This window comes from Microbacterium sp. S308A+ (assembly GCF_049800815.1).
GTDB lineage: Bacteria > Actinomycetota > Actinomycetes > Actinomycetales > Microbacteriaceae > Microbacterium.
The window spans coordinates 340,926-355,370 of sequence record NZ_JBNAFT010000003.1; the positions used below are offsets into that span (position 1 = coordinate 340,926).

At 71.2% G+C, this 14,445-nt stretch carries 12 protein-coding genes; 11 read left to right on the plus strand and 1 reads right to left on the minus strand.

What is annotated here, in order from left to right; genetic code table 11:
* Window positions 1–131: 131 nt before the first annotated feature.
* The 7 genes from ACP15J_RS11150 (at window position 132) to ACP15J_RS11180 (ending at window position 8,310) form a co-directional block, all read left to right on the plus strand.
* A complete protein-coding gene (locus ACP15J_RS11150; protein ID WP_424937060.1) occupies window positions 132–1,037 on the plus strand; it encodes a carbohydrate ABC transporter permease in 906 nt (301 codons plus the stop codon).
* Window positions 1,034–1,948, plus strand: coding sequence for a carbohydrate ABC transporter permease (locus tag ACP15J_RS11155; protein ID WP_424937061.1), 915 nt, complete (start codon window positions 1,034–1,036; stop codon window positions 1,946–1,948). The genes ACP15J_RS11150 and ACP15J_RS11155 overlap by 4 nt, the downstream gene beginning before the upstream one ends.
* Before the next feature lie 43 nt (window positions 1,949–1,991).
* Window positions 1,992–3,044, plus strand: coding sequence for an NAD-dependent epimerase/dehydratase family protein (locus ACP15J_RS11160; RefSeq protein WP_424937062.1), 1,053 nt, complete (start codon window positions 1,992–1,994; stop codon window positions 3,042–3,044).
* Window positions 3,044–4,105 (plus strand): dihydrodipicolinate synthase family protein, encoded by a 1,062-nt coding sequence (locus tag ACP15J_RS11165; RefSeq protein ID WP_424937063.1) that lies wholly within the window; start codon window positions 3,044–3,046, stop codon window positions 4,103–4,105. Before ACP15J_RS11160 ends, ACP15J_RS11165 begins: the two co-directional genes overlap by 1 nt.
* Entirely contained in the window at window positions 4,102–5,106 is a 1,005-nt protein-coding gene (locus ACP15J_RS11170) for a hydroxyacid dehydrogenase (RefSeq protein WP_424937064.1), read from the plus strand. Before ACP15J_RS11165 ends, ACP15J_RS11170 begins: the two co-directional genes overlap by 4 nt.
* A 3-nt stretch (window positions 5,107–5,109) precedes the next feature.
* Window positions 5,110–6,084, plus strand: a complete 975-nt coding sequence (locus ACP15J_RS11175) for a hypothetical protein (protein WP_424937065.1) — start codon at window positions 5,110–5,112, stop codon at window positions 6,082–6,084.
* 81 nt (window positions 6,085–6,165) lie between these two features.
* On the plus strand, window positions 6,166–8,310 hold the full coding sequence (locus tag ACP15J_RS11180; protein ID WP_424937066.1) for a hypothetical protein: 2,145 nt from the start codon (window positions 6,166–6,168) through the stop codon (window positions 8,308–8,310).
* 128 nt (window positions 8,311–8,438) lie between these two features.
* Here ACP15J_RS11180 and ACP15J_RS11185 read toward each other — a convergent pair whose 3' ends face one another.
* Entirely contained in the window at window positions 8,439–9,095 is a 657-nt protein-coding gene (locus tag ACP15J_RS11185; protein ID WP_424937067.1) for a GntR family transcriptional regulator, read from the minus strand.
* Between the two features lie 236 nt (window positions 9,096–9,331).
* Here ACP15J_RS11185 and ACP15J_RS11190 point away from each other — a divergent pair, with 236 nt between their 5' ends.
* From ACP15J_RS11190 to ACP15J_RS11205, 4 genes are read left to right on the plus strand one after another with little or no spacing between them, the layout of a single operon-like run.
* Window positions 9,332–10,864 (plus strand): ABC transporter substrate-binding protein, encoded by a 1,533-nt coding sequence (locus ACP15J_RS11190; protein WP_424937068.1) that lies wholly within the window; start codon window positions 9,332–9,334, stop codon window positions 10,862–10,864.
* 1 nt (window position 10,865) lies between these two features.
* Complete coding sequence (locus ACP15J_RS11195; RefSeq protein WP_424937069.1) at window positions 10,866–11,864, plus strand: ABC transporter permease; 999 nt, start codon at window positions 10,866–10,868, stop codon at window positions 11,862–11,864.
* A complete protein-coding gene (locus ACP15J_RS11200; protein WP_424937070.1) occupies window positions 11,857–12,711 on the plus strand; it encodes an ABC transporter permease in 855 nt (284 codons plus the stop codon). The genes ACP15J_RS11195 and ACP15J_RS11200 overlap by 8 nt, the downstream gene beginning before the upstream one ends.
* Complete coding sequence (locus ACP15J_RS11205; RefSeq protein ID WP_424937071.1) at window positions 12,708–14,423, plus strand: dipeptide ABC transporter ATP-binding protein; 1,716 nt, start codon at window positions 12,708–12,710, stop codon at window positions 14,421–14,423. Before ACP15J_RS11200 ends, ACP15J_RS11205 begins: the two co-directional genes overlap by 4 nt.
* The last annotated feature ends 22 nt before the right edge of the window (window positions 14,424–14,445 follow it).

Consider the following 14,445-nt stretch of genomic DNA (forward strand, 5'->3'; position numbering starts at 1 on the left):
CCGGGGCCACACGTCCCGGGCCCCCGCGCTGACGGACGCCGCGGCCGCCGCGGCTCCGATCCTGAAGAAGTGACCCCTCCGGGGGCGCGCGGCCCGCGCGCCCCCGGACCCCCAGCGACGCGAGGTGCGAGATGACGACGGCGACGACCGGCAAGAGGCCCATGGGGACGGTGGGACGGGTGCTCGCCCGCCGGGAGGCGAGGGTGGCGCTGCTGTTCGTGCTGCCGGCGTTCCTGCTGTTCCTCGCGTTCCGGTTCGGGCCCAGCATCGCCGGCGTCGCCCTCAGCCTCTTCGATTACGACATCACGGGCGAGATCGCCTGGCGCGGCCTCGACCACTTCCAGCGCCTCGTCGCCGACCCCCTGTTCTGGCGGGCGATGGGCACGACCGTCGTCTACACGGTGTTCGCGGTGCCGATCTCGCTCGTGCTCTCCACGGTGATGGCGCTCGGCGTGCGCCGCGCCTTCCGCGGCTCGCGCTTCTTCCGCTCGATCTTCTTCCTCCCCGTCATCACCTCACTCGTGCTGGCCGGGTCGATCTTCGTGTGGATCTTCTCCGCCAACGGGCCGTGGTCGGCGCTGATGGCGCCGCTCGGTCTCGGTGGCTCGTGGCTGGGCAGCACGGTCCTGGTGATCCCGGCGATCATCGTCGTCGGGGTCTGGTCACGCTTCGGGTACGGGATGATGATCCTCATCGCCGCGATGCAGGACGTGCCTCGTGAGCTGGAGGAGGCCGCCCTCATGGACGGTGCGAGCGCCTGGCAGCGGTTCCGGGCGATCATCCTCCCGCACCTGCGTCCGACGTTCTTCTTCCTCGCGGTGATCGAGACCACGGCCGCGTTCCAGGTCTTCGACGTCATCTACGTCATGACCCAGGGCGGACCGGCGAGCGCCAGCTACTCGCTCGTCTACCTGTTGTACGACCAGGGCTTCAAGTACTTCGATTACGGCTATGCCGCCGCGGTCGGGGTGGCGCTGTTCGCCATGACCCTCGTCGTCGCCCTCATCCAGCGCCTCGTGATCGGAAAGCAGAGATGACCGCCGTGACCCCGACGACGACGCAGGCCCGGACGACGCGGACTCCGGTGAGGCCGGGCGCAGGCCGCCGCCGCTCGCGCTCCTATCGCGCCCTCGAGCCCACCGGCCTCGGCGTCGTGCTCCGGTGGATCTGGCTGAGCATCGCCGCGATCCTGAGCTTCTTCCCCTTCTACGCGATGGTCGTGCTGAGCCTGAAGCCGGGCAAAGTCGTCGAACTCCCGGGGTCCCTCCTGCCCTGGAACCTCTCGGTCGACTCCTACGCCCAGGTGCTCGGCGGGCAGAACCTGCTCGGCTGGCTCGGCAACACGCTCGTGTACTCGCTCGTCTCGGTCGTCGCGGTGCTCTTCCTCTCCGCGCTGGCCGGATACGCCTTCGCCAAGAAGCGCTTCGCGGGCAAGGAGGTGATGTTCTGGTCGTTCCTGGCGATGGTCATGGTGCCGTTCCACGTCACCCTCATCCCGACGTTCATCCTGATGGCCAACCTCGGCGGCGTGGACACCTACTGGGGCCTCATCCTGCCGACGCTCGCCAACGCCCAGGCCGTCTTCCTCATGCGCCAGTTCATCGAGGGGCTCCCGGACGAGCTCTTCGAGGCGGCGCGGATCGACGGCGCGGGGGAGTTCCGCATCTTCCTGCGGATCGTCCTGCCGCTGTGCAAGCCGATCCTCGCGACCCTCGGCATCTTCGTCTTCCTCTGGCACTGGAACGACTTCCTCTGGCCGCTCATCATCGGCAAGTCGAACGCGATGTTCACCCTGACGGTCGGCATCTCCTCGCTCCAGCAGCAGAACGTGCCCCTGAGCACGATGCTCGCCGGCTCCGTGGTGGCGCTGCTGCCCATCTTCCTCGCCTACCTCGTGGCCCAGCGCTACGTGCAGGAGGGCGTGACCGGGACCGGCATCAAAGGCTGACGCCCCGCGGCCGGCCGCCCGCATTCGAACGAAAGGACCTTCCGTGACCACTCCAGCCCCGCGCCCCGGCACCGGCTTCGCCTCCGAGGCCGAGCTCGAGGACGCGCTGACCACGCCGAGTCCGGCGCTCGTCGCCGACCTCGCCCGCGGGTCGGGCGACCTCGTCATCCTGGGCGCCGGCGGCAAGATGGGGCCGACCCTCGCCGTCCTCGCCCGGCGCGGACTGGACGCCGCCGGTCGCCGCGGCGACACCGTCTACGCCGTGTCGCGCTTCGGCGAGGCGAGCGTGCGCGAGCGGCTGACGAGGGCAGGGGTTGAGGTCGTGCCGTTCGACCTCATCGAGACCGACGACTTCGCCGCGCTCCCCGACGCGCCCCACGTCGTCTTCATGGTCGGCGCGAAGTTCGGCGCCGCCACCAGCCCCTCCTGGGCATGGGAGGTCAACGCCGCCCTTCCCGACCGGGTGGCTCGTCGCTATCGCGACAGCGCGATCTCGATCCTCTCCACCGGCAACGTCTACCCGTTCCTGCCCGCGTCCTCCGGCGGCGCGAGCGAGGACGTCGCGCCCGCCCCGGTCGGGGAGTACGCGCAGTCCTGCCTCGGCCGCGAGCGCGTGTTCGAGTTCGCGGCCCAGCAGCGAGGCACCCGGATCGCCGTCATCCGGCTCAACTACGCCGTCGACCTGCGCTACGGCGTGCTCGCCGACATCGCGAGCGCCGTCCACGCGGGCCAGCCCGTCTCGGTCGCCACGGCGAACGTCAACGTCGTGTGGCAGGGGTACGCGAACGAGGTCGTGCTGCGGAGCCTCGGGCACGCGTCGGCCGAGGGCTTCATCGTCAACCTCACCGGGCCCGAGACGCTCAGCGTCGCCGCCGTCGCGCGCCGGTTTGGCGAGCTCCTCGGCCGCGAGGTCCCGCTCGTGGACGAGCCGGAGCCCACGGCGCTCCTCAGCGACGCCCGCCGCTGCATGGCGCTGTTCGGATACCCGTCCGTACCCGCCGACACCCTCATCGCCTGGCAGGCGGAATGGCTCTCCGCCGGGCTGCCGATGTCCGCCAAGCCCACCAAGTGGGCCGTACGGGACGGGAAGTTCTGATGGTGGTCCCTGTTCTCCGTCCGGAGGCCGCGCGCACGCTGGCTCGGGGTGCCGTCATCCCCGCCCACCCTCTTGCCCTCACCGCGGAGCGCCGTCTCGACGAGCGCCGTCAGCGCGCGCTCACCCGGTACTATCTCGACGCGGGCGCCGGCGGCGTCGCGATCGGCGTGCACACGACCCAGTTCGAGATCCGGGACCCCGAGCACGCCCTGTTCGAGCCGGTGCTGGCGCTCGCCGCGGAGGAGCTGGACGCGCGCGCCGACGCCGCGGTCGTGCGGATCGCGGGCATCGCCGGCGACACCGCGCAGGCCGTCGCCGAGGCCGAGCTCGCTCGCTCGCTCGGCTACGACGCGGTGCTGGTGAGCCCGCGCGTACCCGGCGCCGAGCCCGCGACGCTCCTCGGCCGTGCCCGTGCGGTCGGCGAGGTGCTGCCGGTCGTCGGCTTCTACCTGCAGACGGCGATCGGCGGTCCGGTCCTCGACCGCGACTTCTGGCGCGACTTCGCCGCGATCCCCTCCGTCGTGGCGGTCAAGGCCGCGCCGTTCGACCGGTACCGCACGCTCGAGCTGGTCCGCGGGATCGCCGCCTCCGGACGTGCGGACGAGATCGCGCTGTACACCGGCAACGACGACGCGATCGTCCCCGACCTGCTCGCCGAGTTCCACGTCGACTCCCCGCACGGCCCGCGGACCCTGCGGTTCGCCGGCGGTCTCCTGGGCCAATGGGCGGTCGGCACGCACGCGGCGGTCGGACTCCTGGAGCGCGCGCACGCCGCCGCGGACGGCGACGCCGTCGCGCGGGAAGAGCTGGGCCGCGCCGCGTCGGACCTCCTCGACCTCAACCAGGCGGTCTTCGATCCTGCCCACGACTTCCACGGCGTGATCGCCGGCGTGCACGAGATGCTCCGGCAGCAGGGGCTGCTGGAGGGGATCTGGTGCCTGGACCCCGCCGAAGGCCTCTCGCCGGGACAGGCGGAGGAGATCGAGCGCGTGCGCCTGGCCTATCCGCAGCTCAACGATGACGCGTTCATCGCCGAGCGCAAGGACGGCTGGCTGCGATGACCGGTCCCGTCGTGCTCGCCGTCGTCTCGGAGCAGCTGTGGGCGGAGTTCTTCTCCGCCGAGGACGAGGCCCGCGTACGCGCGGCGTCGGTCGCGCTCGGCGGCGACCTCCTGCGGGTGGACCGGATCGCGGACGCGCCGGACACCGCCTCCGCCCGTGTGCTGATCACGAGCTGGGGCGTCGACCGGCTCGACGCCCCCGTGCTCGCCGGGTTCCCACGACTGGAGCTGGTGGCGCACACCGGTGCGACCGTGAAGCCGTATGTGAGCGACGAGCTCTTCGACCGCGGTGTCGTGGTGACCCAGGCGGGCGCAGGCATGGCACGCGCGGTCGGCGAGGTCTCGCTGGCCTTCACCCTCGCGCTTCTGCACCGCATCCCCCAGCTGCACGACGGGCTCCGCGCACGGGGAGGCTGGTACGACGCGGCGGCGGCCGGCGTGCAGCATGAGATCCTCGGCGCGCCGATCGCGGTGATCGGGGCCTCGCGCACAGGGCGGGCGTATCTCGCGCTCATCCGTGCTCTCGGCGCCCGCCCGCTGCTCGTCGATCCCACGATCGACGCGGCGACCGCCGCCGATCTGGGCGCCGAGCTCGTCGGCCTGGACGAGGCGCTTCGCCGCGCGCTCGTCGTCGCGGTGCACGCGCCCACGCTGCCGGACACCCGTCACCTCATCGGGACCCGTGAGCTCGCCCTCATGCCCGACGGCGCGAGTCTGGTGAACACGGCCCGCTCCTGGGTCGTGGACGAGCAGGCGCTGTTCGCCGAGGTCCGCACGGGACGGATCGCGGCGGCGCTCGACGTGTTCGACGAGGAGCCCCTCGCCGCGGACTCGCCGCTCCGCGGTCTGCCGAACCTCCTCCTCACTCCCCACCGCGCTGCGGGCACCAGGGAAGGGCGGCTGAGCCAGGGGCGGATCGTGGCCGACGAGATCGCCGCCTTCGCGGCGGGGCGCCCGCTCGACCATGCCGTGACCCGCGCGCAGCTGTCCTCGATGGGCTGAGTCATGCGGGTCGTCTTCGCCGGTCTCGCGCACTCGCATCCGTTCTCAGACGCGGAGAACATCCGGAGCCTGGGCGGCGAGGTGGCCGGCGTGCACGACGTCGACCCGGCGCGGGCGGAGGAGTTCGCCGCCCGCTTCGGCGGTCGGGTCGTCGCCGATGTGGCAGAGCTGCCCGTGCTGCGGCCAGACCTCGTCATCGCCACGCCCAGGCCGGATGAGGCGATGACCGTCGGTCATGCCCTGGTCGGCCGGGCGCCGGTCTTCCTCAACAAGGTCGCCGCCGCGGACGAGACCCGCCTGAGGGAGTGGGACGCGCTCGTGGCCGGTCGCCGCGACGGCTCCGCGGCTCCGCTGTTCGGCACCGCCTCCGTGCTGCGGTTCGCGCCGGCGCTCACGGCGCTCGTCGCGGACGTCCGCGGCGCGGTCGTCCTCTCGGTGCGCGTGCTCGCTCAGCACGACGCCGCCTCCTTCCGCCTCGCCGGTCGCGCATGGCAGGACGATCCGACGGTGGGCGGCGGCACGGCGGTGACGGTGGGGATCCACGCGTGGGAGATGGTCGATCGGATCCTCCCCGGGGCCGTCCTGGGCGCGGGCACGGGGTGGACCCGTGCCTCGGCGCTGCCCGGCGCACGCTCCGAGGACGTCGCCGGGATCGCTGCCGTCCTCCACGTCCCCGGACGCGCGGAGCCGGTGCCGGTCCATGCCGTGATCGGCGGGGTGCCGGGGGACGACGCCTACGCGCTCGAGATCGTCACCGACCGCGGCGTGCGCACGCTCGGCCTGGCCGCGGCCGCGAGCGGAGGGGGAGCGGAGTCTCGTGCCGATCCGCGACGGCAGCTCGGCTTCGAGGGGCTGATCCGCCAGCTCGCCGCCGACGTCCCCCACGGCAGGATGACCGCGCCGTGGGCGCAGGCCCGCACGGTCGTGGCCAACAGCATCCGCGCGGCGGCACTCGCCCGCGGCGGGCGGCCGGCGTAGAGCCGTCGCCCCCGGACGGCGGTCCCCCAGGCCGCCCAGAGACACGGCACCGATGCCGTGAAAGAGAGGACGACGATGACGATGACGCATCGAGACGACACGAACGAGAGCGAGCCGCGGACGCGCCGGACCGTGCTGGCGGGCCTCGGCGCCGCCGCGCTCGGCGGCGTGGCCGCGGTCGCGGCTCCGGCCGCAGCGGAGGCGGCGACGCCCACGGGTGTGCCCATGGGCGTCATGGCGGCCCGTGGGGTGGACAGCACCGCGACCGTGCAGGACCTGGCCGATGTCAAGGGCAAGCAGGACGACGTGATCGCGGTGGCCGGATACGTGGTGGCGGGCGACGGGGGCGGCGGGCTGTTCCGCTGCGTGACTCGTGACCTTCCCGCCGTGGACGGCGGACGGGTCGTCCCTGGCAAGGGCGGCGTGGTCTGGGTGCGTCTGCACGAGGGGACCCTGGACTTCCGGGCATACGGGATCTTCGGCCCTGAGACTCCGGCGGACGACGCGCTGGACGCGATGGTCGGCGACGCGGCGGTGCACAGGATCGAGGCGCACAGCGACCTCAACTTCGTCCGCCGCCATGTCTTCTCCCGCTCCGATCTCGTCCTCGACTTCGGCGGACACCTGATGACGACAGAGGGCATCGAGAACGCGGCGCCGAACGATCCGTTCTCGGCCGTGATGTTCTTCCGCGGGGTCGTCACCGACGAGGTCCAGGAGTCCGTGCTCGGCGAGGAGGTCCCCGATCTCGCCGACGTGCTCCCCGTCGCCGACTCCTCGTTCTTCTCCGTCGGCTCCTGGTATGCGGTGGAGGTGAACGGACGGGGCGGTCGCTGGGAGCGGGAGGTGCAGCGCCTCGTCCAGGTCACGCAGATCGTCGACGGCGGGCACATCCGGATCGGCTACAAGGTCGGCTGGCCGCTCGGCGCCGATCGCGTCATGACCTGGCGCAGGGTCGATCCGGTGCAGCGCGTCCGCATCTCGCGCCTGCGCTTCCGAGGAGGCGGCGACAGCGACGTGACCGGCTCGCACCCGATCGCGTTCGAGTACGCCGTGCACTGCGACGTCGATCACGTCGAGGGCGAGCGCACCTTCTGGCCGCTGGTGATGCGCCGCTGGAACACCCATTACGCCACCGAGCACTGCCGCCTGAGCAATCCGGTCTCGGTGACGCTGGGCGGCGCGGGATACCTGACGCAGCAGATCTACTGCCTCTACGGCTATGTCGCCAACTGTCACACCTCCAACGCCCGCCACCTCAACGACTTCACCGCGAGCGCGTACTGCCTGGTGGAGAACTGTCACGGCGACGGCGACGACCAGGGTCCGTTCGTCACGCACGGGCAGTACGAGCACGACCTCACCTACATCGGGAACTCAGGGCTCATGACCTTCGCGAACTCCGGCGCGGCCTGGGGGTCGGCGGCCAAGCGGATCACCGTGCGCACGCATGTGTGCTCCTGGTTCGTCGCCCGCGTACGCGTGACCGACCTCACGCTCGAGGACGTGCACGTGATCGGCAAGGCGTCTCTGCCGAGCTCGGGGATGCTGTGGATCAACGCCGACGGCGCGCAGCTGCGCGGGTGCACCGCGTCCGACACCTTCATCATCACCCAGCAGTCGGACGCCTCGTCGCGGCCGACCGTGATCGCCGACTCGCGGTTCCGTTTCACCGCCGCCGGAGACCTCACCAACGACACCGTGACCACGCCGGTCACGTTTGTCGACACCGACCTCGACGGTGTGGGCGGCATGAGGATCAAGGGGGCAGGCCCTGTGACGTTCCGTGGCGGCACGCTGTCGGCGGCCGCCGACGCGACCCCGGTCGAGGTGAGCGCGGGATCCGTCCGGTTCGAGGGGACGACCTTCGCCGACGCCCGGGTGCGTGCGAACGGCGCCGACCCGCAGGCGATCGCGCTGTCCGGGGTGCGGGCGGAGGGCGGGCAGGGGGCGTTCCTGTCGGCCGACGGCGCGGCCGAGCTCCGGCTCGACGTCGCGAACGGCACCTTCTCGGGCCAGCGGGCGCACATCGAGCTCGGCGGCGGCCGCAATCATGCGCGGATCGTGGGCAACCGCTTCGACGGCGGTGCGCTCAGCCTCGCTCCCGAGGCGTTCGGCGCCGGGTCCACCCTGGTGCACTCCGCGAACGTCGAGACGGGGACGACGCGCACGGCGATGCCGTCCGAGGGGCCGTCGGTCGTGCTCACGGGCAACGTCACGGTCTGAGCGTCGCACCGGCCTCCGGGTCGCCGACGGGGGAGGCCTCCGGTGCCGTGCCGGGGGTCTCCTTCCGTCTTCGGCGCTGGCGCACCGGGCAGGTTTCCCGGACCGTGTGCCGGTGCGGGGCGAAGCGGCTACTCCGTGGCGGGGGTGGGCTGGATGCGGGCGACGGCGACCGCGACGTGCGCGGCGATGACCTCGCGCGCGCGGTCCGGGTCCCCGCTGGCGATCGCGTCGACGATCAGCTGATGGCTGCGCACGTGCTCCTCCTGCTGGGAGGGGTCGAGTGCGGCGTTGGCCGCGTGGAGGAACCCGGCGATGCGGCCGCGGATCTGCGTGCTGAGCTCGGTGAGGAAGCGGTGCTCGGCCAGCTCGGCGAGCTCCTCGTGGAAGGCGCGATCCTGGCGCAGCACCTCGTCCATGTCTCCCGGGTCGGCCGCCGCCATCGCGTCGATGATGCCCTGGAGGCGCGCGGCCGAGCTCTCGTCCCACCGCTCCTGCACCCGCAGCGCCATGAACTGCTCCAGCACGATCCGCAGGCTGGAGATCTCCTCCAGGTCCTGGGCGGTGAGCGCCGCGACGCGGGCGCCGCGCCGTGGTTCGCGGACGACCAGGTGCTCTTGCGCGAGACGGGTCAGGGCCTCGCGGACAGGGATGTGGCTGACGCCCAGGCGCTCGGCGAGCTTGCGCTCGACGAGCCGTTCGCCGGGGGCGAGCTCGCCGGACTGGATGGCGGCGCGCAGCTCGTCGGCCACCTGCTCCGCGATGTTCTGATCGGCGACGCTGCGCATCCGCCCTCCTCCCCGCCCTCGGAGCCTCCGGTCCGGGAGGGCGTGTTTGCTTCCCCGATGCTATGGCATCCACGGGCGCGGTATCCGATCCCGTTCCGGAGGTCCCGCTTTCGGATGATCTCGGCCTCCGGCGAGCCGATGGGGGAGAGTGGTGTGAAAGAGGGACTGGACGTGGAACGAGTTTTGCTAGATGCTATAGCGAACTACCCGTTTGATGCACCAATGGAGGAGGCACCATGTCACGTCGTCGTGCTGGGCTCGGAGCGGCGATGCTGCTCACGGCCGCACTCGTCACCGCCGGCTGCTCGTCGCCCGCGCCGGGATCCGGCGACGCGGGCGGTGGATCGATCACCGTGGCCGCGGCCCAGGGCATCCCACAGCTCAACCCCGCCATCCGCACGTTCGCCTGGGAGGAGGTGCTCTTCCCGCTGCTCTGGAACGGCCTGACCAAGACGGACGAGAGGGGGAACGTCGTCGGCGACCTCGCCGAGAAGTGGGAGGCGTCCGCCGATCAGAAGACCTGGACGTTCACGCTCCGCGAGGGCGTGACCTTCTCCGACGGGGACCCGTTCACGGCCGAGTCCGCGGTGAAGGCCTTCCAGTACTACCTCGACGAGGGCACCGCCACTCAGGAGAAGAACAAGATCTCGATGATCACCGACGTCGCCGCCCCCGACGACAAGACCGTCGTGCTCACCCTCTCCGAGCCGATCGCGACGCTGCCCGCAGGGATCGTCTGGGTGAAGATGCTCGACGTCGACGGGCTCGCCACGATCGACAAGGAGCCGGTCGGCACCGGTCCGTACACCGTCTCGACGTTCACGCCCGACGACTCCGTGACCCTCGTGCGCAACGACAAGTACTTCGGAGACAAGCCCGCGCTCGACACCATCACGATCGTCAAGGCCGCGGAGTCGACGGCAGCGGTGACGGGCCTCCGCTCCGGCGACATCGATGTGCTCTGGTCGGTGCCCCAGGGCGACGTGGCGGGGCTCGAGAGCGGGGGAGATATCTCCCTGGTCCGGCCGGACAACCCGAGCCAGTGGCCGTCGTGGGAGGTGGACACGACGTCGCCGCCGTTCAACGACGTGCGCGCCCGCCAGGCGCTCGCCTATGCGACCGACCGGCAGGCGATCCTGGACGCGGCCTACTCCGGCCAGGGCCTCGTCTCGCCGACCAACAACGCGCTGGGTGAGGCGAACCCATGGTTCGGCGGCGACCTCACCGACTACTCCTACGACCTGGACAAGGCGAAGAAGCTGTTCGCCGAGGCCGGTGTGACCGAGGGCAGCACCCTCACCTGGTGGGGCATCGCCGGGCAGTATCCGGAGTGGAACACCAGCGGCGAGATCCTGCAGGCGAGCCTGAAGGAGATCGGCATCACGCTCAAGATCGACAACAACGACATCGGGACCTGGGTGGACTCGTTCTATCCGGCAGGCAAGTCGTACCCGGGCTACATCGTGCCCAACTTCCAGTCCACGCCGCCGGAGCCCGCGTACTCGCTGAACTTCTACCTCTCCGGCCGTTGTGAGTGCAACTGGGTGAACCCGGAGTTCACGCAGGCGTTCCAGGGCGCGATCGCCGAGCCCGACGAGAAGGCGCGCAAGGAGAAATGGGCGACGGTGCAGGAGATCGTCAACCGCGAGGTCCCGCTCATCGTCCCGCTGCAGTCCACCGTGGTCAGCGCCACGGGATCGAGGGTCACGGGCGTCTGGGTCGAGGGCGGCGGCCAGCTGCACCTCGAGGGCGCACAGGTGAAGGGCTGACGTGATCCTGTCGGTCCTCCGCCGGGTGGCGATCAGCGTCGCGATGCTGATCGCCACCTCGCTCCTCGTGTTCGTCGTGCTCCGGCTCCTGCCCGGCGACCCGGTCATCACCCGGCTCGGGTCGACGCCCGGCGTCGACGCGGCGACATTGCAGCGCCTCCGGGAGGAGGCCGGCCTCGACGCGCCGATCATCGAGCAGTACCTGCGCTGGGTCGGCGGCATCGCGACCGGCGACTTCGGTCAGTCCTACTTCAACCAGTTCTCGGTCACCGAGCTCATCGCGCAGCGCTTCCCCGCGACGTTGGAGCTCACCCTGATCGGGATCCTCGTGGCGGTGCTGATCGCGCTCCCCGCCGCCGTGCTCGCCTCGCTCCGTCCGCTCGGCGTCCTCGATCGGGTGCTGACCGCGATCTCCACGGCCGGGATGGCTCTGCCGCAGTTCCTCATCGGCATCCTCCTCATCGTGGTCTTCGCGGTGCAGCTGAAGGTGCTCCCGGCGCGCGGCTACACGCCGATCGGCGAGAACCTCGGGCAGAACCTCGTTCGCATGATCCTTCCCGCCCTCACCCTCGCCTTCGCCGCAGCGCCCCTGCTCATGCGGTTCCTGCGCGCGTCGATGGTGGAGGTGCTGGACGCGCCCTACATCCGCACGGCCAAGGGCAAGGGACAGTCGGCCGCGGGGGTCGTGCTCGGCCACGCGCTGCGCAACGCCCTCATCCCCGGCCTCACCATGCTCGGCCTCATCGTCGGCTACACGCTCGGCGGCGTCGTGATCGTCGAGTACGTGTTCGGGATCCCCGGACTCGGCTCCCTCGCGATCGACGCGGTGTTCAAACGCGACTATGCCGTGCTGCAGTCCGTCGTGCTGCTGATCTCGGCGATGTTCATCCTCACCACGCTCGTGGTCGACCTGCTCTACGGCGTCCTCGACCCCCGCCTTCGGACGAGCCCCCGCACCCGGACAAGCCCCCGCCCACGGACAAGGAGGAGCCGTGGCTGACACGCTTTCCATCGTCCTGCGCCGCCGATCCGCGCAGCGCCGCCCACGGGTCGCCGTCGCCTCCTGGCTGTCGGTCGGCGTCCTCGCCCTCATCGTCCTCGCCTGTGTGCTCGCACCCGTGCTGTCGCCCTTCGACCCGACCGCGCAGTCGCCCGACCGGTTCGCGCCGCCCTCGGGGGCGCACCTGTTCGGCACGGACGAGCTCGGTCGCGACCTGCTCAGCCGGGTGCTCCACGGCGGGCAGCTGACGGTGCTCATCGCCGGCGGAGCGACCCTCGTCGCCATGGTCCTCGGCATCGCCTGGGGGATGGCGGCCGCGTTCCTGCGCGGCATCGCGGACGAGCTGCTCATGCGCCTCGCGGACACCGTCATGGCCATCCCGCAGATCCTCTTCGCGCTCGTCTTCATCTCGGCCTTCGGCGCCGATCCGGTCAAGCTCGCGGTGATCGTCGGCGTCCTGCTCACGCCGACGACCGCGCGCCTCGTCCGCTCGGCGGTGCTCACCGAGCTCCAGGAGGACTACTTCACCGCGGCGGTCGCCTTCGGCTCGACGCGCAGGCGTCTCCTCTTCGCGGAGGTGTTGCCGAACGCCCGCGGACCGATCGTCGTCCAGGCGGCCATCAACGCGGCCAACGCGATCCTCCTGGAGGCGTCGATGAGCTTCGTCGGCCTCGGCATCGCGCCGCCGGAGGCGACCTGGGGGACGCTCGTGCAGCAGGGCTACCAGAAGATGTACCAGTCGATCGGATACGTCCTGTTCCCTGCGCTGTTCATCTTCGTCACCATCTGGCTGCTCAACGTGCTCGCCGATCAGTTCGGCGGCGATCGGAAGGGGGCTCGTCGATGAGCGCCGAACAGACCGCACCCGTGCTGGAGGTGCGCGACCTCACCGTGTCCTACGGAGACGTCACGCCGGTCAAGGGCGTGGGCTTCGCGGTGCGCCCAGGGGAGCGGATCGGCCTGGTGGGGGAGTCGGGGTCGGGGAAGTCGCTCACCGCGCTCTCGATCATGCGGCTCAACGAGGGCGCGTCCCTGGGTGGCGAGATCCTCCTCGACGGCCGCGACCTGCTGAGCCTGCCCCGGCGCGCGATGCAGCGGGTGCGCGGCGGCGAGATCGCGATGGTCTACCAGGACCCCATGAGCTCGCTCAACCCGGTGCGCACGATCGGGCATCAGCTCGTGGAGGCGATCCGTCTGCACGAGCGGACGACGGCGGCTGCCTCGCGGGCTCGGGCCGTGGAGCTGCTGACGGAGGTGGGCGTGCCGTTCCCCGAGGAGCGACTCGGGCAGTATCCGCACGAGTTCTCCGGGGGCATGAGGCAGCGTGTGATGATCGCGATGGCCATGTCGTCCCGGCCGAAGGTGCTGATCGCCGATGAGCCGACCACGGCGCTGGACGTGACGACGCAGTCCCGGATCATCGATCTCCTCGACCGGCTCGCCGACGAGCACGGGACCGCGGTGATCCTCATCACGCACGACCTCGGCGTCGCCGCCGGCTTCTGCGAGCGGATCCACGTCATGCGCGACGGACGCATCGTCGAGGAGGCGCCGGTGGACCGGCTCTACTCCTCTCCGGAGCATCCGTACACGAAGGCGCTGCTGGGTGCGGTGGTCGACCTCACCGTCGATGTGCACCGGCCGATCCGCACCGCCGCGGAGGTGCAGGAGCGGGGCACCGAGGCGGTCGAGGAGGCCGGATCGATCAGCGCGGTCGATCGTGCCCGCGAGGAGGGCGACGTGCTCGTCGACGTGCGCGACCTCCGGAAGGCGTTCACCCTGGGCTCCGGGCGCCGGGTCACCGCGGTCGACGGTGTGACGTTCCAGATCCGTCGCGGCGAGACCTTCGGCCTGGTGGGAGAGTCGGGGTCGGGCAAGTCCACGGTCTCCAAGGCGGTGCTGGCCCTGGGCGGGATCGACGGCGGGTCGGTCGAGTTCGACGGAGAGCGTCCGCACGAGCTGAAGGCCGAGCCGCTGCGCCGGCTGCGTCGCCGCATGCAGATGGTGTTCCAGGACCCCTTCTCGGCGCTCAACCGTCGCCAGACCGTCGCGCAGATCATCGAGGCGCCGCTGCGGGCGCACGGGATCGGGACGACCGCGAGCCGCGCCGAGAAGGTGCGCGAGGCGATGCGCCGCGTGCGCCTTGACGAGGAGTTCGCGGATCGGCTGCCGCGGTCCATGTCGGGCGGGCAGTGCCAGCGTGTCTCGATCGCCCGCTCACTCGTGCTGGAGCCGGAGTTCCTCGTGCTCGACGAGTCGGTCTCGGCCCTGGACGTCTCGATCCAGGCGCAGGTGCTCAACCTGCTGCGCGAGCTCCAGGCGGAGCTGGGCTTGACCTACCTCTTCATCAGCCACGACCTCGCCGTCATCCGGTACATGTCCTCGACCGTCGCGGTGATGCAGCAAGGGCGGATCGTGGAGACCGGTCCGCGTGACGAGCTGTTCGCCGACCCTCAGCACGAGTACACCCGCGGCCTCATGGCCGCGATCCCGGTGGCCGACCCCGCGGCCGAGCGTCGGCGCCGTGCCGAGGCGGCCGCGCTGTGGCAGGCAGGGTGACGATCCCGGCCAGCCATCGGAA

Bases quoted from the DNA above. Each gene is read 5' to 3' on its own strand.
- ACP15J_RS11180 (WP_424937066.1), top strand. From the start codon at position 6,166: ATGACGCATCGAGACGACACGAACGAGAGCGAGCCGCGGACGCGCCGG.
- ACP15J_RS11165 (WP_424937063.1), top strand. From the start codon at position 3,044: ATGGTGGTCCCTGTTCTCCGTCCGGAGGCCGCGCGCACGCTGGCTCGG.
- ACP15J_RS11170 (WP_424937064.1), top strand. From the start codon at position 4,102: ATGACCGGTCCCGTCGTGCTCGCCGTCGTCTCGGAGCAGCTGTGGGCG.
- ACP15J_RS11205 (WP_424937071.1), top strand. From the start codon at position 12,708: ATGAGCGCCGAACAGACCGCACCCGTGCTGGAGGTGCGCGACCTCACC.
- ACP15J_RS11175 (WP_424937065.1), top strand. From the start codon at position 5,110: ATGCGGGTCGTCTTCGCCGGTCTCGCGCACTCGCATCCGTTCTCAGAC.
- ACP15J_RS11155 (WP_424937061.1), top strand. From the start codon at position 1,034: ATGACCGCCGTGACCCCGACGACGACGCAGGCCCGGACGACGCGGACT.
- ACP15J_RS11190 (WP_424937068.1), top strand. From the start codon at position 9,332: ATGTCACGTCGTCGTGCTGGGCTCGGAGCGGCGATGCTGCTCACGGCC.
- ACP15J_RS11150 (WP_424937060.1), top strand. From the start codon at position 132: ATGACGACGGCGACGACCGGCAAGAGGCCCATGGGGACGGTGGGACGG.
- ACP15J_RS11185 (WP_424937067.1), bottom strand. From the start codon at position 9,095: ATGCGCAGCGTCGCCGATCAGAACATCGCGGAGCAGGTGGCCGACGAG.